Origin of the sequence: Pseudomonas sp. fls2-241-R2A-110 (genome assembly GCF_030209165.1) — a bacterium.
GTDB lineage: Bacteria > Pseudomonadota > Gammaproteobacteria > Pseudomonadales > Pseudomonadaceae > Aquipseudomonas.
This window is the reverse complement of record NZ_JARVSN010000007.1, coordinates 264645-288688: the sequence shown is the minus strand read 5'-3', so window position 1 is coordinate 288688 and position 24044 is coordinate 264645. Positions and strand designations below refer to the sequence as shown.

Genomic DNA, 24044 nt, shown 5'->3' with positions numbered 1-24044 from the left:
AACGTGATGGAAATCAAAAAAATCCGACTGAGTAATGTCGGACGTTTTACCGATCTGGAAGTTGCCTTTGCGCCGACGGACACGCTCGTTTCGAAAGTGACGGTGTTTGTCGGCAATAACGGCTGCGGTAAAACAACGATTCTGACGTCACTGGCGACATCGCTCAGTTGGTTGGTGGCGAGGATTCGCTCACAACGCAGCAAAGGAGTTTTGATTGATCAGGACTGCATCAACAATGACGCTAGCACTGCATCAATCACCCTCGACGTACACGAACCTGGATACTTCAATCTCCCACACGAGCAGGACTTTAGCTGGACGCTCGTGCGGTTACGTCCAGGCCATGTTGCGCTAGACAAAGGTAACCTGGCGGGCGCTGCAGATTTGGCTCACTGCTACGGTGAGATGCTATCTATCGCCGAAGTAGCAGCATCATTACCCTTGATTGTTTACTACCCGGTAGAAAGATCAGTACTGGACATCCCGCTGGAATTGACCTCACGCACCGATTTCAATCAGCTTGAGGGTTACGAGAATGCACTTGGACAAGGAGTCGATTTCACTCGTTTCTTCGAATGGTTCAGACAACGCGAAGATATTGAAAATGAATCTGGCATATCGAGCGTGCTGTTGAGTGACATCAAAAAAGCCATTGCAACCCCCGATAAGAAAATCATTCAAGAAATCGAGCGCATGCATGCTTCGTCTCGCGACAAACAGCTCAATGCCGTGCGCAAGGCCATCTCGGCATTCATGCCGGGCTTCGATAACCTTCGCGTACAACGCAAACCTCGTTTGCTGATGGCGATAGACAAGGGGGGCAAAACCCTCAACGTCGCTCAACTGTCGCAAGGGGAAAAGTCGATGATGGCGCTAGTAGGGGATATTGCACGCAGATTAGCGATGATGAATCCCGGGTTGGAGAACCCACTCGAAGGTAACGGCGTAGTACTGATCGACGAAGTCGACATGCACTTGCATCCCCGGTGGCAACGTCGGTTGATCCATCAATTGACAGAAACCTTCCCCAACTGCCAATTCATTCTTACAACCCATTCACCGCTGGTCATCAGCGATAGCAAAGACGTTCTGTGCTATGTCCTGGATGACGGAAAACTGGTCGAGAAAAAAGGTTTGTATGGACTGGATGCAAACCAGGTCCTCCTCAGCGTGATGGAAACCGAAGTTCGCAACACGGACGTTCAAGAGCGTCTGGATCAACTGCTTGATCTACTTCAGGACAAGAAGCTAAAAGCTGCAAAGACGCTATTTGAAGCACTCTCCGGCGAACTACCAGCCGGCCACATTGAATTGGCCAAAGCCGCCTTATTGATCCGCAAAATGGAGCTGCGTAGTGCGTAAGATTCACAAAGGCAAAGAGCCCGAATCACTTGGACAGTGGAAACGCGGCAACCCAGGAAAACGCTACAACGACCTACCCTACGCGCAGAGGCAAGCCATACGCGAGGCCTGCCTTGAAGAACAATTTGGATTATGTGCGTATTGTTGCCATGCAATCGCTATCGATACAGCGCACAACGAACATGTCGATGCGCAAGATTCGGCCCCGAATCGTACGATGAATTTTTCCAACATTGTTGCCAGCTGCAACCATCCAAATCAATGTGGCGATGCTCACAAATCCCAACCGCTTGCGCTCACCGCCCTGATGGATGAATGCGAAACCGAGCTTAAGTTCTACCTCTCTGGCGCAGTAGAAGGCCTCACCCCCAGAGCAGTTGGCGCGATAAAAGTGCTCAACCTGGGTGATACGCGCAAAAACAATCTGGCGTTGTTTAACACGCGTAAAACACTCATTGAGTCACTCCTGTTTACGCAATGCATCGAGCCATCGGAGCTCAAAATTGAAAGTGACGAAGTCCTTTCGATCTTGCTTGAAGAGTTACAACTCCCCGATCAAGACAATCGGTTGCAGCCCTTCTCTCCAGTCCTTGTCAACGTCCTCCGCCAAATCCAGCGCTGAGCCTATTGGCTCTACCTATATCGGAAGAACTCCATGACCGACTACAGCGAATATTTTGACGAAGTCATCCAGGCTCACATAGCTATCGAAAAATGGTTGGCCCTGGAACTGGACGAGTCTGTGCTTGAACAACTGCTGGCGCGTTTTTCGCCGCAATTTTCCATGATCTCGCCGTTGGGCCGGGTGCTGGATTTCGACGCATTGAGCGAGTTGTTCATGCTGGCGGGCGGCAGGAAACTCGGGTTCAGGATTGAGCTCAGCGAGCTGCGCGGCATTGTGCTCTACGACGGTGGAGCGACCGTGAGTTATCGCGAACGGCAGACCGATGCAACCGGCCTGCATTCTGATCGACGCTCGACGGTGGTGTTCGAGAAGCAGGCCGACGGCAAGGTGCTTTGGCGTCATTTGCATGAGACGTTTTGCAAGGGCTAAGTCCGCGTCGCGCCCATCGCGAGCAGGCTCGCTCCCACATTGATCGAGCCCGCCGCAGATTCTGCAAACACCACAAATCCCCTGTGAGATGCGGCGAACACCACAAATCCCTGTGGGAGCGAGCCTGCTCGCGATGGCCGCAACTCGGTCCAACGTCTAGTTAACCACCACCGTGCACGTAATCCCCGCCGCCAACAGCACTCCTTCCGGCACTTCATCGATGTGAATCCGCACCGGCACTCGCTGCGCCAGGCGCACCCAGTTGAACGTCGGGTTCACGTCGGCAATCAGCTCGCGACTTTCCGGGTTATCGCGGTCATAAATACCGCGCGAAATGCTCTCCACATGCCCCTTCAACACTTCGCCGCTCATCAACTGCATGTCGGCTTTGTCGCCCACCCGCACATGCGGCAGTTTGGTCTCTTCGAAGAAGCCATACACCCAGAACGAGTTCATATCGACCACGGCCATTTTCGCTTCGCCCATGCGCGCGTAGTCGCCGCGATGCACGTTCAGGTTGGTGACGTAACCGTCCACCGCCGCACGGACTTCGGTGCGCTTGAGGTTGAGTTCGGCCGCTTCAAGTTGTGCCTGTGCGTGCTGATAATCGGCCAGCGCCGAGTCGGCGATGTTGCTGGCGTCGTCGCGGTTTTCCTTGGAGATCACCAAGGCATCCATGTCAGCGCGGCGATGGGCGTTGACCTTGCGCATCTCCCACGTCGACTTGCGTGAGGCCACCAGCGCTTGTGCTTGTTTGACCGCGATGCGGTAGTGCTCGGGGTCGATCTGCATCAGCAAATCGCCCTTCTTCACCTGTTGGTTGTCGCGCACCGGAACGTCCACCACTTCGCCGGTGACATCGGCGGCGACGTTGATGATGTCGGCGCGCACCCGACCGTCGCGGGTCCACGGCGTGTCCATGTAATGCACCCACAGGGTCCGGCCGATCCATAGCGCGAGGGCCAGTACCAGCAGGGTGGCGAGGAGGCTGAAAAGCTTTTTCATCAGGGCCTTCTTCAGTGATAGAGAGTCAGTGATAAACAGTCAGCGCCAGGGCGCCGAACAGACAGGTAAACAAACTCAGGCGCAACAGCGCCGGGTGCCAGAAGAAGCGGTACAAGTCGAAACCCGACAGGAACCGGTCCAGCGCCCAGGCGAGCGCCGCGGCGATGAAAAACATCAGCGTCATGGTCGGCATGTACACGCCGTGGAAGGCGATTTCACGAGGCATGTTCAAGTCCTTGGGGCTTGGCGACAGCGCTGGCCTTCAGGTAGCCGGCGAGCGGTGATTGCGGGTCCAGCAGTGAGGTGCGGATGAAGTGCAGGTAGCTCTTCACCCGGCGCAAGGCCGAGGTGTCGAAGTGCGGCGCGAACGGTTCGTCGGTGGCTTGCACGCGGCTGATCGCATGGTCGACCGCGATCAATCCACGTTCCAGATTGCTCTGGCTCGGCTGCAGAAACAGCCGCACCAGCGAACGTCCCATCACGCGGATCGCCTGGCGCCACGGCTGGGATTCGGCATAGGCCGGGTGCACCGGCAGGATCGCCTGTTCCTTGCGCAACTCGATGATCGCGTGACCGACCTCCAGCACCACGAACATCCAGCGCAGCAAGTTTCGTTGCACCTGCGGCTGTCCCGCCGCGAGACCGTAGGCCTGGTGCAGCAGGTCCCGCGTACTGCTTTCAAACCCCGACGTCAAACCCTTGAGCTTGCCGCTGATGGCGTACACCACTTGCCCGCGCAGATCCTGCTCCAGTCGCCGCCACAACCAGCGACTGTTGGGCGGCAGGATGATCGCCCCGGCCGCCGCGCACACCAGCATGCCCAGCACCATGGCGATGTAGTCATTGATGAACGCGTAAGGGTTGTAGACAGTGAGATTGTCTGGCACCGAACCGGTGCTGAAGAAGATCAGCAAGCCGAGGCCGACACCGGCGTATTGCGGCCGCGAAGTGAGGAACGACCCGAGCACGATCACCGGCGCGAGCATCACGCACAGCAGTGGAAAACCATCGATCAACGGGAAGATAAAAAACATCTCGAAGAAGCCGATCAGCGCCCCGAGAAATGTCCCGCAGGCCATTTGAAACGCCATGCGCTTGGGGTTCGGCGTGGCCGCAGAAAGGCCCACGGTGGCTGCGGCGATCAGGGTCATGGTCGCCCCGCTCGGCCACGCCGTCGCCACCCAATAGCTGCCCAGCACCACCAGAATGAACGCCGCGCGAATGCCCGACGCGGCCGAGGCCATCCAGTTGGTTTGCGGGGTGAACGGCTCGTCCCATTGCTCCCGCGCATGGCTGTGATCGGCCAGCGAGGCGTGGGTCTGTGCATAACTGTGCAACTCATCGACGAAGCGATACAGCAGCTCGTACGCGGTGTGGAAATCGAGCTGCTCGGCGTCGCTCGGCTCGCTCTCCTGAAACGTCGCCCGAAGGCTCCGGACCCGGGCCGGCAGGTTTTCCTTGTAGCTCGCCAAGGCGTTCGTAAGGCGGGCAGCGTCGGGGCTGGTCAAGGCGCGACCGCTGAAGCCGTCGAGCAATTCGGCGAGGTCCTGCAGCCCCGGTTTGATCGCCGCGACCACATGATCCGCACCACTGCTGCGCAAGCGTTCGAGCAATTGATGCAAGGCGTTGAACCGCGTGGTGATGCCCATGAATTCGCTGTTCAGGCGACTGAGGCGGCCGTTGCGCCGACGCATGTGCGGGTCTTCGAACACGGTGACGCTGCGCAGCCCTTCGAGCCCGACAGCCTCGGCGATAAAGCGCACGTTGCTCGCCTCAAAAGCCTCGGGTTTGCTGCGACCGCGCAAGCCGTCGGTGACGAACAAGGCGAACACGCCGAAGCGTTGATACAAGGCGTTGCGCATCGCCGCGCTGGCGGTTTGCGGCAGGATCGCGGCGCTGACCACGGTTGCGCAGAGAATCCCCAGCGAGATTTCCAGCACCCGCCAGACCGCCGCCATGAACGCGCCATCCGGGTGCGCCAGCGCCGGCAGACCGACCATCGCGGCGGTGTACCCGGCCAGCACAAAACCATAGGCGCGAAAGTTGCGATACCGCGCGGCGCCAGCCGAACAGATGCCGACCCAGATCGCCAGCGAGCCGAGGAACAGTTCAGTGTTCTGCGCAAACAAGGCAATCAGCGCGACCATCACCGCCGACCCGGTCAGGGTGCCAAGGAAGCGATAGAAACTCTTGGCGAACACCTGGCCGCTTTGCGGCTGCATGACGATGAACACGGTGATCATCGCCGTGCGCGGTTGTGGCAACTCCAGACGCATGGCCAGCCACAACGTCAGGAACGCGGCGAACAACACCTTGAAAATGTACACCCAGGTCACGCCGTCGCTGCGTGCCCAGTCGAACAAACCCCGGCGCCATTCAAGGGAGTACAGCCAGCGCAAAGGTGCGGGCAAGGGAGTCATGGAATCCTGCTCACTGTAATTCAGTCAGGTAGAGAACCTGTGGGAGCCAGCCTGCTGGCGATGGCGGTGTGTCAGTCAATGCTGATGTCACCTGACCCACCGCCATCGCCAGCAGGCTGGCTCCCACAGGTGTTGTGTTCACTTGAGAAGCACCGGGGTTTTCGGAGCCTGGGTCTGGCTGTCTTTGGGCACATCGTCGCCCGCACCGAGTCCACCGCCGAGCGCCGTCACCAGTTCAGCGTGGGCGCTCAGCCGTGCGGCCTGCACCTGTTGCTGGACTTGCTGCTGCTTGAACAACAAGGTCTGGGCGTTGAGCACGTTGAGGTAATCGGTGAGCCCGCGTTGATAGGCGATCATCGCGATGTCGTAGGTCTTTTGCGCCATCGCCACCGACTCGGCGGCGAAGGCTTGCTGCTTGTCCATGGATTCGCGACGGATCAACTGGTCCGAAATGTTTTTCAGCGCATTGACCAGGGTCTGGTTGTACTTGGCGACAGCGATATCAAACCCGGCCGAGGCTTCACCCAGCTCCGAACGCAAACGGCCGCCATCAAAGATCGGCAGCGAAATCGCCGGGCCGACGCTGTAGTTGAGTTTCTTGCCGGTCAAAAACTCCAGCGCCCCGCCGCCGGTGGCCATGTAGCCAAGGCTGCCGACCAGATCGACGTTGGGATAAAAACCGGCGTGAGCGACATCAATCCCACGTGCCTGGGCCGCCACTTGCCAGCGACTGGCGACCACGTCCGGGCGTTGACCGAGCAATTGCGCGGGCAATGACGACGGCAGTTTCAGCGGCGCGGCCAACGACAGCGTCGGGCGTTGCAACTGCGCACCCTCCCCCGGTCCCTTGCCCGCCAACGCGGCGAGTTGATTGCGGCTCAGGGCGATTTCTTCGTCCAGGGCGTCAATCTGGCGGTGGGTTTCCGGCAGCGGCGCTTGCGCCTGACTGACCTCGAAATGGGTGCCGATGCCGCCATTCAGGCGTTTCTGCGCCAGGTCGAGGATTTGCTCTTGCTGCTTCAGGGTGGCCTCGACGATGTCCCGTTGCGCGTAGTGCAACGACAGTTCGATGTAGGCGCGCACGATGTTGTTCTGCAATTCGAGCTGGGCCAGACGCGCTTCGGCGGCGCTCATGTGCGCCATGTCCACAGCACGCTCGGTGGCGTTGCTTTCCCGACCCCAAAGGTCAAGGGCATAGCTGAAGCCCAACGCGGCGTTGTTGTCCCAGGTCGTGGTGTTGGCCAACTCGCCCGGCCCGTAGAACTGATCGGTGGGCCAGTTGTGGCGCTTGAGGGTGGACTCGCCATTGATCTGCAATGATTCGGCGGACTCGGCAACCCCCGCCATGGCCTTGGCCTGACGCACACGAGCGGCGGCCATGGCCATGCTCGGGCTGCCTTGCACGGCGAGGTCGATCCAACGGTTGAGTTGCGAGTCGCCATAGGCCTGCCACCATCGGGCGGTGGGCCAGTGAGCGTCTTGCGCGGCGCTCTGGATAGCTTCGTCGGTGGCCAATGAATTGGCCTCCAGTGCCTTGCCCTGCGGGGCAATACCTCCGGTTCCGATGCAGCCGCTGATGGTCAGGGTTAAAGCCAAAACACTGAGCGTCTGAAGCGCTCTGCTGATGCGACGCGGCACTGCTGAAAATTCCTGAGGTGGGGAGTTGTTCCTGAGGCCGCAATTCTAGGGGGGGGCTTTGTTGGCGATAAGCTGGGAATCCTGTGAATCTTTGTTACCGTTAACGCGATAATCCGTTGGTCGGGGTCACCGCCCCCGTAACTTCGTGTCACAATTTGCCATCGCACCCGAGAGCACCCCATGGACACTTTGCAAAACATGCGCGCCTTCAGTTACGTGGCCGAGGCCGGCAGCTTCACCGCCGCCGCCGTGCAACTGGACACCACCACGGCCAACGTTTCGCGCGCGGTCTCCAATCTGGAAGCCCATCTGCAAACCCGCCTGCTCAACCGCACCACCCGCCGCATCGCCCTGACCGAGGCCGGCAAGCGCTACCTGTTGCGCTGCGAGCAGATCCTGGCCTACGTCGAAGAAGCCGAAGCCGAAGCCAGCGACGCCCACGCCCGCCCCGCCGGGCAGCTCAAAGTGCACACCATGACCGGCATCGGCCAGCACTTCGTGATCGACGCCATCGCCCGCTACCGCAGAACCCATCCCGACGTGACCTTCGACCTGACCATGGCCAACCGCGTGCCGGACTTGCTCGACGAAGGCTACGACGTGTCCATCGTGCTCGCCAGCGAACTGCCGGACTCGGGTTTCGTGTCCCAGCGCCTGGGCATCACCTACAGCATCGTCTGCGCCTCACCGGCGTACGTGAAAGCCAACGGCTGCGCGCAAAAGCCCAGCGACTTGCTCAATCACATGTGCCTGCGCCTGGTGAGCCCGGTGATCCCGCTGGAGAAATGGACCTTCGACGGACCTGAAGGCCAGGAAATGGTCACCATTAACAGCTCGCCGTTCCTGGTGAACTCGGCCGACGCCATGAAAACGGCCATCACCAGCGGCATGGGGGTTGGCGTGTTGCCGGTGTATGCGGCGATTGAAGGCCTGCGCAACGGCACACTGGTGCGCGTGATGCCGAACTACCGCTCACAGGAATTGAATCTCTACGCGATCTACCCGTCGCGGCAATACCTGGATGCGAAGATCAAAACCTGGGTCGAGTATCTGCGGGGTTCGTTGCCGGAAATCCTCGCGGCGCATCAAGCGGAACTGGCGGCATATGAATTGAGCGGGACGCTGGGTGGGGCTCGGCTGGCGAACTGATCTCACGGTCCTACAGACGCGGTGAATTTGCGGGATGTTTCCGACGAACTCTGTCGGTTGTTGGGTCAGACGGGAAATCGGTAGGCTTTGTGGGTCGCTGGCTTTCCAGCGATCGGGTCTGGAAAACCCGAATAAGGATCACGGCACATGACATAATGCGGCGCTTTTTCAGCTCCGCAATTTGAGTTATGGCGGCTGTGCGTGGGAGACCTTCGGGTCTGCCGGGTTTGATCCTTTCTCGGTTTTTCCAGTCCGCGTACAGCTGCCACCTCCTCGTCTGGAAAACGAAAAAGTGGCAGTTCCTCAACTCTAAGGATCTTTGCCAATGATTAAAGAAACTCCAAATCCCCCGGAAGCCGACGACGTTTCCCCCTACGAATCCGCCGACTCCAAAAAATTCAACGACGCGGCTGAACGCGCGCTGGATCACTACCTCAACCCCGCCGCCCTCAAATCACCGGCTAACCGCAAACCCAGCACCCTGTTCCTGGTTGCGCCGGACATCAAAGACGAAGACCTGCTGGCCCACACCTGCGAGTCGCTGGCCCAGGCCAGTGTCATGGCCAGTGACTTTGCCGGGTATCTGGAAGGCCCGCATCGACACACAGCAATGGCGATTCAGCAGATAGTGATGCTGGCCGAGCTGGCGGTGAATCGGATGCTCGATAACGTCGAACTGCCAAAACCCGCGCCACACTGCTAATCCCCCTGTGGGAGTAAGCCTGCTCGCGGTGGCGGTGTGTCAGCCAACATTGGTGTCGCCCCGCCAAAATCGCGAGATGCACCAACCAAAGCTTTTGAAACCAACTAAAAAAACAAACCAACCGATCTAACACCGCTTATATTTCGATCCATCAAATAAACCTGTCAGTTATGACAGTAGACACACCACCCTTAGAGATGGAGACTTTCCTAGACGACTTCCTAATTAACGCTGCAGGAATACGCGAATGAATGAAAAATATCTATGGGAAAACTCCAATGCCGTGTCTGGCACCCTGACTACTGTGCCCCTCTCTGAAATCGGACCACTTAAGGCACCTGCCTTTAGATTTATAACAAATAGAACGTTGGTTGTGTTTTCTGCCAGACAGGACATTGAGCCGGGGAAATACCACCACGTACATATAGAGTTCCCCTTTGACATTAAAAACGGAAGACATGATTTTACCGAGACGAGTTTAATACGCCCCCCGCTTGTTGCGCTGATATGGAATTACGGCAACGCTTTTCGCCCTCTACTCTCACGACCCGGCGCTGGATATATTGATATCGATTTCGACAGCATTAACGGGACTTTGAATGCCCAATTCAGTTTCGGTTTTAATGGCGAAATAACTGAAAGTACTGGCCAGATCAAGGATGGTGCGGGCATGGAGTATTTGGAGCCGAAACCATAGTTAAATCTGACCAAGCGTCTTGAATCTGACCAAGCGTCTTCAAACCGCGAAAGCTTCTACAGCGGGTAGATATCCGACTATCGGCAAACCACTGATCCCTGTCCTTGAGCCTGCTCGCTTCCATAGTTTGATCCGGTATAAATCGCAGCAGTGTGGCTCCGCCCTCAGACGACCCAGCGCCTAGACACCTACAGGTGCGGCGGGCGGCTGGCGGCTGGCGAACTGATCTCACGGTCCTACAGACGCGGTGAATTTGCGGGATGTTTCCGACGAACTCTGTCGGTTGTTGGGTCAGACGGGAAATGGGTAGGCTTTGTGGGTCGCTGGCTTTCCAGCGATCGGGTCTGGAAAACCCGAATAAGGATCACGGCACATGACATAATGCGGCGCTTTTTCAGCTCCGCAATTTGAGTTATGGCGGCTGTGCGTGGGAGACCTTCGGGTCTGCCGGGTTTTGGTGGGTGTTCCGGTTTTTCCAGTCCGCGCACAGCTGCCACCCTCTCGTCTGGAAAACGAAAGATGGCAGTGCCAATTCATCTGCCAATGAGTAATTTCCGCATGATTAAAGAAACACCGAACCCTCCGGAAGCCGACGACGTTTCCCCCTACGAATCCGCCGACTCCAAAAAATTCAACGACGCGGCTGAACGCGCGCTGGATCACTACCTCAACCCCGCCGCCCTCAAATCACCGGCTAACCGCAAACCCAGCACCCTGTTCCTGGTTGCGCCGGACATCAAAGACGAAGACCTGCTGGCCCACACCTGCGAGTCGCTGGCCCAGGCCAGTGTCATGGCCAGTGATTTTGCGGGGTATCTGGAAGGCCCGCATCGACACACAGCAATGGCGATTCAGCAGATAGTGATGCTGGCCGAGCTGGCGGTGAATCGGATGCTGGATAACGTCGAACTGCCGAAACCTGCGCTAAACCGCTAATCCCTTGTGGGAGCGAACCTGCTCCGGGCGGCGTTCCGACGATGGCGGTCCGACATCCAACATTGATGCTGACTGACACACCGCCATCGCTGGCAGGCCAGCTCCCACAATAAAAACAGCAGTACACCGCCCGCTTTTCACCACTCAACAGGCCGAGCGTTAGCTCGCCTGCAGCTTTTGATCTTGATCCACCCGCCCCATTGGAACGCGGAGCGTCCCTGGCTGCATTCCCACGCGGAGCGTAGGGAACGATCAGTAAGGTAGCAGGAAGAGATTGGTCGGCTGTCAGGGTGCCATCGCTGGCAAGCCAGCTCCCACAATAGACCGGCGTACACGCTTCGCTCTTCACCACTCAACAGGCCGAGCGTTAGCTCGCCTGCAGCTCTTGATCTGGCTTTTGATCTACCCGCCCCTTCGGCAGGCTGAGTGGAGGCGTTCATCTGGGGGCAGGCGCGTAGCGCCGTGCGGCGAAGCCGCACACATCGAGAGGAGGTCGTCGCGAAGCAGACCGGAGGCGATGCCCCCAGATGAATGCCGGAACGAAGGAACACCGAGCCCCAGCGAGGGGCCGAACGCCGGGGCAAGCCTTTTTGGGTACTTTTTTGGCGTTTGAAAAAAGTGCCTCGCCGTAAGGGCGAAACCCTAGGTGGCCGTTACCGCAGAAATGGATATGTACACCTGAAAGAAAATGGTCGGCTGTCAGGCCGCCTTCGCGAGCAAGCCCGCTCCCACAGGGTTCGGTGTACACCTGCAGGAGACTGGTCGGCTGGCAGGTCGCCATCGCTGGCAGGCCAGCTCCCACAGGGTTCGGTGTACACCTGAAAGAAACTGGTCGGCTGTCAGGCCGCCATCGCGAGCAAGCTCGCTCCCACAATTAGCCCAGGTACATCCAAGAGAACATGGTCGGCCCAAAGGCCGCCACGCATACACCCCCAACCACTCGCACAAAAGCGAAGAACAATGCTAGCGTGCCAGCCATTCAAAAAGCCCCGACGAGCCCCCCCATGAAAAAGACCGTCCTAGCCTTCAGCCGCGTCACCCCCGAAATGGTCGAGCGCCTAAAACAAGACTTCAACGTCATCGTCCCCAACCCGAAAAACGGCGACATCAACGCCCAATTCAACGAAGCCCTGCCCCAAGCCCACGGCCTCATCGGCGTCGGCCGCAAACTCGGACGCGAACAACTCCAAAACGCCACCCAACTCGAAGTCGTCTCCAGCGTCTCCGTCGGCTACGACAACTACGACGTCGCCTACTTCAACGAACGCGGCATCATGCTCACCAACACCCCCGACGTACTCACCGAAAGCACCGCAGACCTCGCCTTCGCCCTGCTCATGAGCAGCGCCCGCCGCGTCGCCGAACTGGACGCCTGGACCAAGGCCGGCCAATGGCAAGCCACCGTCGGCGCCCCCCTGTTCGGTTGCGACGTACACGGCAAAACCCTCGGCATCGTCGGCATGGGCAACATCGGGGCCGCCATCGCCCGTCGCGGTCGCCTGGGCTTCAACATGCCCATCCTCTACAGCGGCAACACCCGCAAGACCGAACTGGAACAAGAACTCGGCGCCCAGTTCCGCACACTCGACCAACTCCTGGCCGAAGCCGATTTCGTCTGCCTGGTCGTCCCGCTCAGCGAAAAAACCCGACACCTGATCAGCCACCGCGAACTGGCACTGATGAAACCCAGCGCCATCCTGGTCAACATCGCCCGCGGCCCGGTCGTAGATGAACCCGCCCTGATTGAAGCGCTGCAAAACAACCGGATTCGCGGCGCCGGCCTCGACGTCTACGAAAAAGAACCACTGGCCGAGTCGCCATTGTTCCAACTGAAAAACGCCGTGACATTGCCACACATCGGCTCCGCCACCCACGAAACCCGCGAAGCCATGGCCAACCGCGCCCTGGCCAACCTGCGCAGCGCCTTGCTGGGCGAGCGACCGCAAGACCTGGTCAACCCGCAAGTCTGGAAAGGCTGATTAAAACGGGCAGACGTTTTCAGACGTCTGCCCATCAAATCAAGCGAGTTTGCCGTTGCCCTGCACCATCGGTGCCTTGGGTTTACGAAACACCAGCACGTTGCCCAGCATCACCAACACCAGCCCCACCAATGCCGGCGCGGTCCATTGGTAGCCTTCGGCAAACGCTGACACATTCAGCGCCACGATAGGGAAAAGCACGGTGCAATACGCCGCACGCTCCGGTCCCATGCGCCCGACCAGTGTCAGGTAAGCGGTGAAACCGATCACTGAGCCCGGGATCACCAGATACAGCAGCGAACCGACATACCGCGCGCTCCATTCAATGTCGAACGGGATGCCCTTGACCAGGCACCACACCGACAACATTGCCGCGCCATAGGCCATGCCCCAGGCGTTGGTGGTCAGCGGTTTCAGACCGGCCTTTTGCTGCAAACTCGACAACATGTTGCCGGCCGAAAAACACAGTGTTCCGAGCAATGCCAAGCTCAGCCCGAGCAAGGTTTGCGGGCTGGCGGTATGGCCGGCCAGCTCAGGCCAGAACAACAAGCCCAACCCGAACAACCCCAGCGCCCCGCCCATCAATACGTTGCGGGCGACTTTCTGACCGAAGAACACCCGCGCATTCAAGGCATTCCAGAGGGTCGCGGTAGAAAACACCACGGCGACCAGGCCGCTGGGAATCCACTGGCTGGCGGTCAGGAAGCACATGAAGTTGACGCAGAACAGGCACAATCCCTGTGCCAGACAGATCAGGTGTCCGCGACGGTTCATCACTTGCAAGCGACGACTGAGCAGCAACATCACGAAAAGCACCAACGCCGCAAGGCCAAAGCGATAGACGATCGACACCGGAATCGCCACCACCCCCAGCTGCCATTTCAGGGCAATCCAGGTGGTGCCCCAGATCAACACAGTCAGCAAGTACAACGACAGGTTCATGGCAAACACTCCTCAATAGGCGTTCAGTGTCCTGCGCCACACCTTTTCGCACTTGCATAAACTTGCGCTTTTGTCGGTCGGGAGGCTGGCACGGCAAGGCCTACGGAGTAGGATGCAAGGCGTTGGAGAGAAGCGATCATGCCCGCACTGGAATCCCTGCAAGTCTTTCAAGCCCTCAACCGCTCGCCCAATGCTCGCCTTGAGCACAGCGCCGAGCTCGGTGACGGCATGGCTGCAGCCTTGTGGAGCAACCATCACGATGCCCAGGATTATGAAGCGCCGAGCCATCACACCTTGTCCTGCTACATCGCCGGGGGCACCGGTACGTTTCGCCGCGACCAGCCCGGCACCAAGGGTGGCCCGGACAAGTTGTGCATTCTTCCGGCCGAGCACCAATCGGGCTGGGTGATCAATGGCGATATTCGCCTGGCCCACGTTTATTTCAGCCCCGAACAATTCGCCCTCGGCTGCGTCACGCTGCTGGACCGCGAACCGCGCGAACTGCAATTGCGCGAAGCGACTTTCCTGGACGATCCGCTGCAAGCACGGCGTTTTCGGCAAATGCTCACACTCAACTGGGACGAACCCGGCGAACGCCTGCTCACCAGCAGCCTGGCCCATGAAATGCTCAGTCACGTCTTGCTCGGTCAGGTCGGCATGCGCGAGGGGTTGCGGCTCAAGGGAGGATTGGCGGCGCATCAGCGGCGACAGTTGGTGGAGTTCATCGACACTCAATTGGCCGAGGCCATCAGCCTGGGACAATTGGCGGCGTTGTGCGCGTTGTCCGAATACCACTTTGCGCGGATGTTCCGAGAGAGCTTTGGCTTGCCGCCGCATCAATATGTATTGGCGCGCAGGCTGAGCCGGGCGCGGGAGTTGTTGCGCTCAACGTCTCAACCGTTGGGAGAGATTGCACTGGCCTGCGGGTTTGCCAGTGCGAGCCACTTCACCAATCGGTTTCGGCAGGTTTTGGGCGGGACGCCTGGGGAGTACCGGCAGGCGTTTTTGCGGTAATGCTGAAATTTGCAGCGAATGTCAGGCCGCCATCGCGGGCAAGCCCGCTCCCACATGAGATCTGTGGCGCTCACAAATCCTGTGGGAGCGAGCCTGCTCGCGATGAACGATGACGCGGTTTTCGATCAGAACTCCAGCGTGCTGGACAGTGAGATCTGCCGCGAATCCCCCATCGACACAAAGAACCGGCTCGCCGCTGACGTGTAGTAAGTGCGATCAAACAGGTTCTTCACATTGAGCTGAAACTTGACCTTCTGCCCTTCGACCTTGGTGTCGTAGGTGGCGAACGCGTCGGCCACGGTGTAGCTCGGCAAGTCGAAATCGTTGACTGCGTTACCCGCTCGCTCACCGACATAACGCGCACCCGCGCCGACTCGCAACTGATCGCCGCCAACGATGGTGCCGAAGTCATAGACCGCCGACAGCGAGCCGCTGTTCTTGGCGACGTTTTGCAATTGCTTGCCCTGGTAGACCGGGTCTTCAGTGACTGAAGCGTCGGTGTAGGCGTAGCTGCCGATCATGCTCCAGCGATCACTGAGCTGGCCGCTCACATCCACTTCCAGGCCACGGGAACGTACTTCACCGGCGGCGCTGTAAATCGTCACCGGGCCTTCGGAGTTGGCCACCAGCACATTGCGTTTCTTGATGTCGAACAGCGCGATGTCGCCGGTGATGCGCCCCGGCATGTCGAGCTTGGCCCCGATTTCCCAGGACTTGGCTTCTTCCGGGGCGATGCTGCCGTCTAGCACGGTGCTGCTGCCGCTCAACGGTGCGATGGTCGAGTTGGGTTTGAACGATTCGGTGTAGCTGCCGTAGAACGACAGTTCATCGGTGAAGCGATAGACCAGGCCGGCACGCGGCACCCACTTCTGCCCGTTGCCGTCGGTGTTGGCCTGGAATGGCACGCCTTTGCCGGCGTACTGGTCGTATTCCTGGAAGCGTGCGCCCGCGACGAAAATCCATTGATCCGTCAGGTGAATCGAGTCCTGCAGGAAGATCGAGTCGCTGCGCAGTTGATCGGTCTGCGCGCTGTCGGCCGGGCTGACAGTGGTCCCGGCGACTTCACGGCCATAGACCGGATTGACGTAGCTGAAGGTGCTCAGGCTTTTCTGGCGGATCAGGTCTTCGCGGTAGATCTTGCGGTATTCGTCATCGATGCCGACCACCACGTCATGTTGCAAGCCCAGCACATTGACGTTGCCTTCGAGGCTGGCGGTGGTGAAACGGTCGGTGCTGATCGCATTCTGCGTGCCGTCCATGCTGCGGGTCAGCGTGCCTTTGTTGGTGTCGATGGCGGTGATGCGCACCTGGCTGGCGTCGTAGGTTTCACGGTTCCAGCTGTAACCGAAGTGGGCCTTCCAGTTGTCGTTGAGTTCATGATCGGCTTCGAAGTGGTACAAGTCCGAACGGCCTTCCATGTTGTTGAACGGCTCGTCCAGGCGCTCGTTGCGCGAGATATCCAACGGGTGGTTGGTGCGCGGATCGATGACGGTGCCACGGTCGAACGGGGTCAGGAACTCACGGTGTTCGTAGGCGAATAACAGCGTGGTGCTCTCGCCGAACCAGGCCAGTGATGGCGCCACCAGCGTCTCGCGGTGGGTGCCGAAATTGCGCCAGTAATCTTCGTCTTCATGGTCCAGCACCATGCGGTAAGCGAGGCCGGAAGTGCCGAGCGCGCCGGTGCTGTCGAGGCCGCCACCGCTGCCGTTCTTGCCGTCGCCGTACGTGGAACCACGCAAGGTCAGGGCGTTGTATTGCTCGAGCTCGGGTTTCTTGCTGACCATGTTGACCACGCCGCCCGGGTCTTGAATGCCGTACAGCAGCGAGGCCGGCCCCTTGAGCACTTCGACGCGGTCGACGCTCGCGTTCATGCCACGGCCCTGCACGATCGGCATGCCGTCGCGCATGATCGAGCCGTTGCGGTTGTCGCCAAAACCGCGGGTCATCACAGAATCCTGAGTACTCGCCAGCGTATTGCCCTGGGTGATGCCGCTGACGTTGGCCAGCGCGTCATCGAGGTTGCGCGGCGCCTGATCGCGAATGACCTGGGCCGGGATCACGTTGACGGTCTGGGGGATTTCCTGAAGCAAGGCTGACGAGCGCATTACCGAACTGGTCGGCGGCGGTTGGTAGCTTGTGGATTGATCGGCCACCGAGGTAATGGTCGTCGCGCCCAGATTCAACGTGCCGGCGGTGGGCACCGGTTCCAGTACGAAGGTGTGGGCATCGGTACGGCGGAAGGTCAAACCCGAACCGCTGAGCAGACGCTGCATCGCCTGCTCGGCGCTCAATGGGCCATTGATCGCCGGCGCGGTGAGACCGTAAGGCGCTTCATCGGTGTAGACCACGCTGATGCCGGTGAGGCGGCTGAAATCGCTCAGGGCCTGGGGCAGCGGTTTGGCGGCGATGGCGAAGCTCAACGGCGGGAGTTGCGGCGTGCCGGCAGCCTCAGCGGCCGACGCAATACTCAACGGCAGCAATGCCAACGCCGAAAAGCTCAGTGCAGAGGCACCCAACCATTGTTTGACCGAACCCGATTTTGCCCTGGACTTCATTGCTCAATGACCTGTGTAGAACCTACGGAATGCGAATGACTCGCAGTTTCAGTCACTACACGGATGGGGCTCGGGTTTACCTCACCAAAATGTTGAAAATAATTTAATTGAGTGTCGGTGGTGTTTGATCAGGCCCCATCGCGAGCAGGCTCGCTCCCACAGGGGAATGCATTCCAAATGTGGGAGTGAGCCTGCTCGCGATGAGGCCAGCCGCCTCAGCGCAAAATAATCAGATGTCCCATGACCTTGGTCTGCTCAAACCCCACCACTCCCTGCAACGAACTCAACACCGCTTGCGGGTCCTTGCTCGGGAAACTGCCACTGACCCGCCGCGCCGCCAGCTCATCGTTGAGCAACACGATCTGCCCCGGGTAATAACGCCGCAGATCCTGCACCACCTCGGCCAGCGTCGCCTTGTAGTAATTGAGCCAGCCCTGACGCCAGGCCAGCTGCGCTTCGCTGTCGACAGGGTGCAGTTTTTCCGCCGAGCCCTCGCCGTACGCCACTTGCTGGCCGGCGGTCAGGATTTGCTGCTCGGCTTGATTGTCCGCCGTCACGCCGACCCGTCCGGACAGCACAGTGACTCGCGCGCCGTGCGGTTGCAGGCGCACTTCAAACTGCGTGCCCAACACCCGCGCCTGACCCTTTTCGGCTTCGACCACAAACGGATCGCCGGTGTGCGTCACGCTGAAAAATCCGGCACCGCGCCGCAATTGAACATGGCGCTCACCGCGACTGAAATCCACCGCGATGGCGCTGTCGGCATCCAGCGTGACTTGCGACTGATCGGCTAACGTAACGGTTTTGATTTGCCCCGGTGCCGAGACATAGTCGGCCCCCAGATCATCGATCCATCGCAACGGCTGCCATCCAACGCCGAAACCGATCATCAGCAACAGACACGCCGCCACGGCCAGCGCCCCCGACCAACGCAGCACGCTGTGGCGGCGAGAGGAATTGATAGCATTGAGGTAACCCTGCAAGGCAAACGCTTCTTCATGGGCCAGCGTTCGTGCCGGCCCTTCACTGAGTTCCCACAGCACTTGTGCCTGAGCATAGGCCTCGGCATGCGCGGGATCGGCCTGCAGCCAATGACTGAACGTGAGCTGGTCGCCGCTGCTGGGCTGGTCGTGCAAAAGGCGCAGCCAGGCCAACGCGGCCTGCTCTTGCGCGGGCGTCGGGGTGACGCGGTCGAATGGGTTCAAGGTGCTTTCCCTGGCGTGCGCATGGGCGGTTCCCGCAGGCTGGCCTTGCAGGCCTCGAGGGCGCGCATCATGTGTTTTTCCACAGCGCTTTGGGACAGGCCCATGGCCGTGGCGATTTCGGCGTATTTGCGACCGTGGATGCGATTGAGCAGAAAGATGTGCCGGGTGCGCTCAGGCAACGCGCGCAATGCCGCTTCGACATGACGCAGATCGTTGCCCGCCTCCAAGGCGGCTTGCGGCTCACTGCCCTGGCTGTCTGGCGGGTCCGGCGCCCAGCCTTCGTTGACCCGCACCCGTGCGCCTTCGCTGCGTAAATGATCGATGGCGATGTTGCCGGCGCAACGCAGCAAGTAAGTGCTGAGCTCCTCGACTTGCACCAAAGGCCGGCGCCAGAAACGCAGAAACAAGTCCTGCACCAGATCAGCGGCGGTCGCCTGGCAGCCGACACGCCGGTTCACCAGCGCTTCCATTTGCGAGCGCTGGGACAGGAACACCTGAAGAAAATGCGCGCGGGCACCCCGGTGTTCATCGTCGCGCAATTCCGGGGGGCTGGTGATCATCGGCTCGGCCACTGCGCCGGCGCCGCAACGCCACAGCCGCCCAGCATCCGGCAAGTGACCACCAGTCGGTAGCAAACAGATAGCGTGCTGATCTTGCCTTTCATGCTTCGACCTTGAAACGGTGAGGCCGCGTGAACGTCACACGGTCAACAAGGCCGCAATACTAATGATAAATATTCTCATACGCAAAGCCGATTCAATTGCCGGATGCCCGCCTGCGTCGCCAAGGTGTTGAGCAGCACCTCTGATCGGTTCTCGACACAAACAAAAACGGGCCTGCATAAGCAGACCCGTTTGTCAGTGGAAAAGTAGAAATTAACTCAGGACTTAACCGTTCTGTGCAGCCTGTTCGTTTTGGAGAAATTCATCTTCCAACAGCGCATCGGCTGTGGCTCTTTCGAACGGCACCACAGCGGCACGTGGTTTGCCCCGCAGTTTGCCAAACAGGTGATCCAGCGCATGTTCAAGTTTTTCGGCCGCACCGTCGATGGCTTGCTCCAGAGTGTCGGCTTTGTGAGTGACAGAAATCGGTTGATGGCCTTTTGGCCGCGCTTCCAGCTGGCAGCGCAAATCGTGGGGACCAGGCTTGTCGCCGTTCTCGTCCCGCAGATGAACCTCGACGCGGGTCAGGTTCTCTTCATAGCGTTCGAGCGTGCTCTCAATGGTAGTACGTACCCACTCCTCCAGTCGGTTGCTGCTTTGAATATGGTTATCACTGTTGACTTGGATTTGCATAGTTCATCCCTTATTTCAGCTAGCTCGCGAGAGGCCCTTCGACTAGCCCTTGGGCGTCATTACCGTGACCTCTTGTTTACACAATCGGTCTGCTCGACAAACATTTCAACCCCTAAAAAAAGATAATTCCGGATTCGCAGAAAAAGCCGGACAAGGAGCAAAAGCGCTGTTAAGGTCGGGAGTTGGCTCGTATCGCTCGTTTGTCATAATTGCTCACATCTGTCGCTCCGCCAGTGGGTGCAAGCTGCGGAAAACCGCGGCCTCTTCTACCAGCCAGTCATGCACCGCGCGCACGCCCGGATGGCTCAACGCCCCCGGCGCATAAAGCAACACGTAGCGCTTGTGATTGGGCACCGCCAAGCCAAACGGCACAATCAATGTCCCCCTCTCCAGCTCATCGTTAAGCAGTGTCCTTCGCGCAATCGCCACGCCCATGCCGGCAATCGCCGCTTCGATGGTCAGGTGATTGCGGTTGAAGGTGTGGCCGCGCCGCACGTCCGCCCCCTCGAAACCGATGGCGTTGAGGTAAAACTCCCATTCCGCGTACTCGTAACTGCCGCGCCAGGCGGTGATGTCGTGCAACAGCGGAAAGTGCACCAGATCCACCGGGCCGTGCAGCGGTCGCCGACCACGCAACAGGCTCGGCGCACAGACCGGAAAGATCTGCTCGTCGAGCAAGGTTGTGGATAACAAGCCCGGGTAACTGCCGTCATTCAGATCGATCGCCAGGTCGAAATCACCCTCGTGCAGCGGCACGCTGCTGTCCTCAGCCACCAGACGCAATTGAATGTCCGGAAAGCGTTGCTGCAAGCGCGGCAATCGCGGTGTCAGCCATTTGCTCAGGAATGACGGAATCGAGCGCAGCCGCAGAATTCCGCTGATCATTCCCGCGTCCAGTCGTCGCAATTCCGCATCGATGCTGCCGTATGCCTCGTTGACCGTGATGGCCAGTCGCTGGCCTTCGGCGCTCAGCTCCACGCCTCGAGCGCGACGGTGGAACAGTCGGAATCCCAGCCGTTCTTCCAGTTGGCGGATTTGCTGACTGACCGCACCCGGCGTGATGTGCAGTTCTTCGGCGCAACGGGTGAACGACAAGTGCCGCGCGGCACAGGAAAACACGTGCAGCCAGACGTAAGTCTGGGCGTGCAATTGGCGACTCATTGTTTAGTCCTGCTAAAGGCTGTCTTAGGAAGTTTCGTTGGTCACCTCGGACCGAGGGAGGCAGTATCGCCGACATTGCGCTTGTCCTACAAAACATGGCAGCGATTCCTCTTCCATTGCTTGTATAGGCTTTAGCATGGCTATCAGTGTTTTCGATCTCTTCAAAGTTGGCATCGGTCCGTCCAGCTCCCACACCGTCGGCCCTATGCGCGCCGCCGCGACCTTCGCCCAGGCGCTGATTGACCAGCATTTGCTGGACGCCGTACGTCGGGTAGAAATCCGCCTCTACGGCTCGTTGTCGGCGACCGGGGTCGGTCACGCCACCGACCGCGCCTGCATCATGGGCCTGATGGGCGAATGGCCGGACAGCATCGACCCGACCACCATCGATAGCCGAATCCAGGCCCTGCGCGAAACCGGCGAATTGTCCCTGGCCGGCAAAACCACGATTGCCTTCAACTGGCAACGCGATCTGCTGCTGCTCGACGAGAGCCTGCCCTACCACCCCAACGCCATGTCCCTGACAGCCTTCGGTGAAAACGGCGAATTGTCGGAGCAGACTTACTATTCGATCGGCGGTGGTTTCATCATTGAAGCGGCCGAAGCCGAGTCCGGTATCGCGCCGACCAGCGACGTGGTGCTGCCGTACGATTTTTCCAGCGCCGCTGAGTTGCTCAAGCTCTGCAACCAGCACGGCCTGCGGGTTTCCGAGCTGATGATGGCCAATGAACTGGCTTGGCGCAGTGAAACGGAAATTCGTCAGGGCCTGCTGCACATCTGGTCGGTGATGCGCGAGTGCGTCGAGCAAGGCCTGCTCCACGAAGGCATCCTGCCCGGCGGTCTGAATGTTCCGCGCCGCGCGGCGAAATTGCACCGCAGCCTGCTGGAAATCGGCAAGCCCAATGTCATCACCTCCACCCTGTCGGCCATGGAGTGGGTCAACCTGTTTGCCCTCGCCGTGAATGAAGAAAACGCGGCCGGCGGAAGAATGGTGACCGCGCCTACCAACGGGGCGGCCGGGATCATCCCGGCGGTGCTGCACTACTACATGAAATTCAACCCGGATGCGTCGGACGACGACGTCGTGGCGTTCTTTCTGGGCGCGGCGGCGGTCGGCATTCTCTGCAAGAAAAACGCGTCCATCTCCGGCGCCGAAGTGGGCTGTCAGGGCGAGGTCGGTTCCGCCTGCGCAATGGCCGCCGCCGGTCTGGCCGATGTGCTTGGCGCCACCCCGGAACAACTGGAAAACGCCGCCGAAATCGGCCTGGAACACAACCTCGGCCTGACCTGCGATCCGGTCGGCGGCCTGGTCCAGGTGCCGTGCATCGAGCGCAACGCGATTGCCGCCGTGAAGGCCATCAACGCCACGCAAATGGCCCTGCGCGGCGACGGCAAACACTTCATTTCCCTGGACCGGGTCATCCGCACCATGCGCGATACCGGCGCCGATATGCATGACAAATACAAAGAGACTTCACGGGGCGGCTTGGCGGTGAGCTGGGTGGAGTGCTGAGGAGCATTTCCTGACCGCCCGTAACCGTGAGCCCGAGCAAGAACAATAACGAGGCCAAACGATGACCGATGTACGTACACCTGCTGCCGATAATCCCGCTGTAGACCTGACACGCCAAACCGAAACCGCCCACAAGGGCTGGAGTAAACACGACACCACCTGGATGCTCGGCCTCTACGGCACGGCGATTGGTGCGGGCACGCTGTTCCTGCCGATCAACGCCGGCGTGGGCGGTTTCTGGCCGCTGCTGATTCTGGCCGTGCTGGCGTTTCCAATGACTTATTTTGCTCACCGGGGCCTGACCCGTTTCGTGCTGTCCGGTCGTTCCGGGGACATCACCGAAGTGGTGGAAGAACACTTCGGCATCGGCGCCGGCAAACTGATCACGCTCCTGTATTTCTTCGCGATCTTCCCGATTCTGCTGGTGTACAGCGTGGCGCTGACCAACACCCTGAGCAGTTTCATGGAGCATCAGTTGCACATTGCCCCGCCACCCCGGGCGATCCTGTCGCTGGTGCTGATTCTCGGCCTGATGGCTATCGTCCGTTGCGGCCAGGGCGTGATCGTCAAATGCATGAGCGTGCTGGTTTACCCGTTCGTCGCGGCGTTGCTGCTGCTCGGCCTCAGCCTGATCCCGAACTGGAACGGGGCATTTTTCGCCACCGCCAGCGAGGGCATGCCGCTGCCGTTGTTCTTCAAGACGCTGTGGCTGGCGATTCCGGTGATGGTGTTCTCGTTCAATCATTCGCCGATCATCTCTGCTTTCGCCGTCGATCAGAAACAGCGATATGGCGAGCAGGCTGAACGCAAGAGCAGCGGCATCCTCGCCATTGCCCACGCGATGATGGTGGTGACGGTGATGTTCTTCTGCTTCAGCTGCGTGCTGGCGCTGTCCCCGACGGACCTGGCGGCGGCCAAGGCGCAGAACATTTCGATCCTGTCGTACCTGGCCAACCACTTCCAGACCCCGGTCATCGCGTATGCCGCGCCGCTGATTGCGCTGGTGGCGATCACCAAATCCTTCCTCGGCCATTACATCGGTGCCAGCGAAGGCTTCCAGGGCCTGATCGTGAAAAGCCTGCGCGGCCGTGGCCGGGTGATGTCGTCCAGCTGGCTGAACCGCATCACCGCGCTGTTCATGATTCTCAGCTGCTGGGCCGTGGCAACGTTCAACCCGAGCATTCTGGGCATGATCGAAACGCTTGGCGGACCGATCATCGCGTGCCTGTTGTTCCTGATGCCGATGTACGCCATCCGTCGGGTGCCAGCCTTGCGCCAGTACTCGGGGCAGGCATCGAATGTGTTCGTGGTGTTGATCGGTTTGATTGCACTGTCAGCGATCATCTACTCATTCATGCCCTGAAACGGGCAGGCAAAAAGAAGGCGGGCCACCGTGCCCGCCTGTTTTTTGCCGGG

The 24044-nt window shown here is 59.5% G+C and carries 21 protein-coding genes; 11 read left to right on the top strand and 10 right to left on the bottom strand.

Going from position 1 to position 24044, the window contains the following annotated elements:
- Positions 1-6 precede the first annotated feature (6 nt).
- The 3 genes from QRN31_RS06720 to QRN31_RS06710 are packed head-to-tail and all read left to right on the top strand — an operon-like array spanning position 7 to position 2416.
- A complete protein-coding gene (locus QRN31_RS06720) occupies positions 7-1362 on the top strand; it encodes an AAA family ATPase (RefSeq protein WP_285430944.1) in 1356 nt (451 codons plus the stop codon).
- Entirely contained in the window at positions 1355-1984 is a 630-nt protein-coding gene (locus QRN31_RS06715) for an HNH endonuclease family protein (protein WP_285430943.1), read from the top strand. Before QRN31_RS06720 ends, QRN31_RS06715 begins: the two co-directional genes overlap by 8 nt.
- A gap of 33 nt (positions 1985-2017) precedes the next feature.
- A complete protein-coding gene (locus QRN31_RS06710) occupies positions 2018-2416 on the top strand; it encodes a DUF4440 domain-containing protein (RefSeq protein ID WP_285430942.1) in 399 nt (132 codons plus the stop codon).
- A gap of 156 nt (positions 2417-2572) precedes the next feature.
- On the opposite strand, the gene QRN31_RS06705 is transcribed toward QRN31_RS06710, so the two are convergent.
- The 4 genes from QRN31_RS06705 to QRN31_RS06690 all read right to left on the bottom strand — a co-directional run bounded on the left by QRN31_RS06705 (position 2573) and on the right by QRN31_RS06690 (position 7479).
- Entirely contained in the window at positions 2573-3421 is an 849-nt protein-coding gene (locus tag QRN31_RS06705) for an efflux RND transporter periplasmic adaptor subunit (protein WP_285430941.1), read from the bottom strand.
- A 25-nt stretch (positions 3422-3446) separates the two neighbouring features.
- Complete coding sequence (locus tag QRN31_RS06700) at positions 3447-3647, bottom strand: DUF1656 domain-containing protein (RefSeq protein WP_008153498.1); 201 nt, start codon at positions 3645-3647, stop codon at positions 3447-3449.
- A complete protein-coding gene (locus tag QRN31_RS06695) occupies positions 3637-5841 on the bottom strand; it encodes an FUSC family protein (RefSeq protein ID WP_285430940.1) in 2205 nt (734 codons plus the stop codon). Before QRN31_RS06695 ends, QRN31_RS06700 begins: the two co-directional genes overlap by 11 nt.
- A 138-nt stretch (positions 5842-5979) precedes the next feature.
- A complete protein-coding gene (locus QRN31_RS06690) occupies positions 5980-7479 on the bottom strand; it encodes an efflux transporter outer membrane subunit (protein WP_285430939.1) in 1500 nt (499 codons plus the stop codon).
- A gap of 180 nt (positions 7480-7659) precedes the next feature.
- Between QRN31_RS06690 and QRN31_RS06685 the strand changes: the two genes are divergently transcribed.
- From QRN31_RS06685 to QRN31_RS06665, 5 genes are all read left to right on the top strand, one after another.
- Positions 7660-8628, top strand: coding sequence for a LysR family transcriptional regulator (locus QRN31_RS06685; RefSeq protein ID WP_285430938.1), 969 nt, complete (start codon positions 7660-7662; stop codon positions 8626-8628).
- Between the two features lie 325 nt (positions 8629-8953).
- On the top strand, positions 8954-9331 hold the full coding sequence (locus QRN31_RS06680; RefSeq protein ID WP_285430937.1) for a DUF6124 family protein: 378 nt from the start codon (positions 8954-8956) through the stop codon (positions 9329-9331).
- Between the two features lie 247 nt (positions 9332-9578).
- Positions 9579-10028, top strand: a complete 450-nt coding sequence (locus QRN31_RS06675) for a hypothetical protein (RefSeq protein WP_285430936.1) — start codon at positions 9579-9581, stop codon at positions 10026-10028.
- A 558-nt stretch (positions 10029-10586) separates the two neighbouring features.
- Positions 10587-10964, top strand: a complete 378-nt coding sequence (locus QRN31_RS06670) for a DUF6124 family protein (protein ID WP_285430935.1) — start codon at positions 10587-10589, stop codon at positions 10962-10964.
- Positions 10965-11968: 1004 nt separating this feature from the next.
- Positions 11969-12943 carry a 2-hydroxyacid dehydrogenase gene (locus tag QRN31_RS06665; RefSeq protein WP_285430934.1) on the top strand — a complete coding sequence of 325 codons (975 nt, stop codon included), beginning with the start codon at positions 11969-11971 and terminating at the stop codon, positions 12941-12943.
- 39 nt (positions 12944-12982) lie between these two features.
- Here QRN31_RS06665 and QRN31_RS06660 read toward each other — a convergent pair whose 3' ends face one another.
- The gene (locus QRN31_RS06660) at positions 12983-13885 is read right to left on the bottom strand and encodes a DMT family transporter (RefSeq protein ID WP_285430933.1); all 903 of its coding nucleotides are present in this window, start codon (positions 13883-13885) and stop codon (positions 12983-12985) included.
- A 138-nt stretch (positions 13886-14023) separates the two neighbouring features.
- Here QRN31_RS06660 and QRN31_RS06655 point away from each other — a divergent pair, with 138 nt between their 5' ends.
- Positions 14024-14899, top strand: coding sequence for an AraC family transcriptional regulator (locus QRN31_RS06655; protein ID WP_285430932.1), 876 nt, complete (start codon positions 14024-14026; stop codon positions 14897-14899).
- 125 nt (positions 14900-15024) lie between these two features.
- Here the strand turns inward: QRN31_RS06655 and QRN31_RS06650 are convergent, their stop codons facing one another.
- The 5 genes from QRN31_RS06650 to QRN31_RS06630 all read right to left on the bottom strand — a co-directional run bounded on the left by QRN31_RS06650 (position 15025) and on the right by QRN31_RS06630 (position 21115).
- On the bottom strand, positions 15025-17454 hold the full coding sequence (locus QRN31_RS06650) for a TonB-dependent siderophore receptor (protein ID WP_285430931.1): 2430 nt from the start codon (positions 17452-17454) through the stop codon (positions 15025-15027).
- Between the two features lie 215 nt (positions 17455-17669).
- Entirely contained in the window at positions 17670-18659 is a 990-nt protein-coding gene (locus QRN31_RS06645) for a FecR family protein (protein WP_285430930.1), read from the bottom strand.
- The gene (locus tag QRN31_RS06640) at positions 18656-19219 is read right to left on the bottom strand and encodes an RNA polymerase sigma factor (protein WP_285430929.1); all 564 of its coding nucleotides are present in this window, start codon (positions 19217-19219) and stop codon (positions 18656-18658) included. Before QRN31_RS06640 ends, QRN31_RS06645 begins: the two co-directional genes overlap by 4 nt.
- Positions 19220-19546: 327 nt before the next feature.
- Positions 19547-19954 carry an HPF/RaiA family ribosome-associated protein gene (locus QRN31_RS06635; RefSeq protein WP_285430928.1) on the bottom strand — a complete coding sequence of 136 codons (408 nt, stop codon included), beginning with the start codon at positions 19952-19954 and terminating at the stop codon, positions 19547-19549.
- Positions 19955-20167: 213 nt separating this feature from the next.
- On the bottom strand, positions 20168-21115 hold the full coding sequence (locus tag QRN31_RS06630; protein WP_285430927.1) for a LysR substrate-binding domain-containing protein: 948 nt from the start codon (positions 21113-21115) through the stop codon (positions 20168-20170).
- 136 nt (positions 21116-21251) lie between these two features.
- Here QRN31_RS06630 and QRN31_RS06625 point away from each other — a divergent pair, with 136 nt between their 5' ends.
- Together QRN31_RS06625 and QRN31_RS06620 are read left to right on the top strand one after the other, a co-directional pair.
- Positions 21252-22628: an L-serine ammonia-lyase gene (locus tag QRN31_RS06625; RefSeq protein ID WP_285430926.1), complete on the top strand. Its 1377-nt coding sequence runs from the start codon at positions 21252-21254 to the stop codon at positions 22626-22628.
- 61 nt (positions 22629-22689) lie between these two features.
- Positions 22690-23991, top strand: coding sequence for a serine/threonine transporter (locus tag QRN31_RS06620; RefSeq protein WP_285430925.1), 1302 nt, complete (start codon positions 22690-22692; stop codon positions 23989-23991).
- The last annotated feature ends 53 nt before the right edge of the window (positions 23992-24044 follow it).

Coding starts and splice junctions, on each gene's coding strand:
- QRN31_RS06635 (WP_285430928.1), bottom strand. CDS start 19,954: ATGCAAATCCAAGTCAACAGTGATAACCATATTCAAAGCAGCAACCGA.
- QRN31_RS06685 (WP_285430938.1), top strand. CDS start 7,660: ATGGACACTTTGCAAAACATGCGCGCCTTCAGTTACGTGGCCGAGGCC.
- QRN31_RS06655 (WP_285430932.1), top strand. CDS start 14,024: ATGCCCGCACTGGAATCCCTGCAAGTCTTTCAAGCCCTCAACCGCTCG.
- QRN31_RS06650 (WP_285430931.1), bottom strand. CDS start 17,454: ATGAAGTCCAGGGCAAAATCGGGTTCGGTCAAACAATGGTTGGGTGCC.
- QRN31_RS06665 (WP_285430934.1), top strand. CDS start 11,969: ATGAAAAAGACCGTCCTAGCCTTCAGCCGCGTCACCCCCGAAATGGTC.
- QRN31_RS06710 (WP_285430942.1), top strand. CDS start 2,018: ATGACCGACTACAGCGAATATTTTGACGAAGTCATCCAGGCTCACATA.
- QRN31_RS06620 (WP_285430925.1), top strand. CDS start 22,690: ATGACCGATGTACGTACACCTGCTGCCGATAATCCCGCTGTAGACCTG.
- QRN31_RS06680 (WP_285430937.1), top strand. CDS start 8,954: ATGATTAAAGAAACTCCAAATCCCCCGGAAGCCGACGACGTTTCCCCC.
- QRN31_RS06660 (WP_285430933.1), bottom strand. CDS start 13,885: ATGAACCTGTCGTTGTACTTGCTGACTGTGTTGATCTGGGGCACCACC.
- QRN31_RS06695 (WP_285430940.1), bottom strand. CDS start 5,841: ATGACTCCCTTGCCCGCACCTTTGCGCTGGCTGTACTCCCTTGAATGG.
- QRN31_RS06640 (WP_285430929.1), bottom strand. CDS start 19,219: ATGATCACCAGCCCCCCGGAATTGCGCGACGATGAACACCGGGGTGCC.
- QRN31_RS06670 (WP_285430935.1), top strand. CDS start 10,587: ATGATTAAAGAAACACCGAACCCTCCGGAAGCCGACGACGTTTCCCCC.
- QRN31_RS06675 (WP_285430936.1), top strand. CDS start 9,579: ATGAATGAAAAATATCTATGGGAAAACTCCAATGCCGTGTCTGGCACC.
- QRN31_RS06705 (WP_285430941.1), bottom strand. CDS start 3,421: ATGAAAAAGCTTTTCAGCCTCCTCGCCACCCTGCTGGTACTGGCCCTC.
- QRN31_RS06700 (WP_008153498.1), bottom strand. CDS start 3,647: ATGCCTCGTGAAATCGCCTTCCACGGCGTGTACATGCCGACCATGACG.
- QRN31_RS06720 (WP_285430944.1), top strand. CDS start 7: ATGGAAATCAAAAAAATCCGACTGAGTAATGTCGGACGTTTTACCGAT.
- QRN31_RS06625 (WP_285430926.1), top strand. CDS start 21,252: ATGGCTATCAGTGTTTTCGATCTCTTCAAAGTTGGCATCGGTCCGTCC.
- QRN31_RS06630 (WP_285430927.1), bottom strand. CDS start 21,115: ATGAGTCGCCAATTGCACGCCCAGACTTACGTCTGGCTGCACGTGTTT.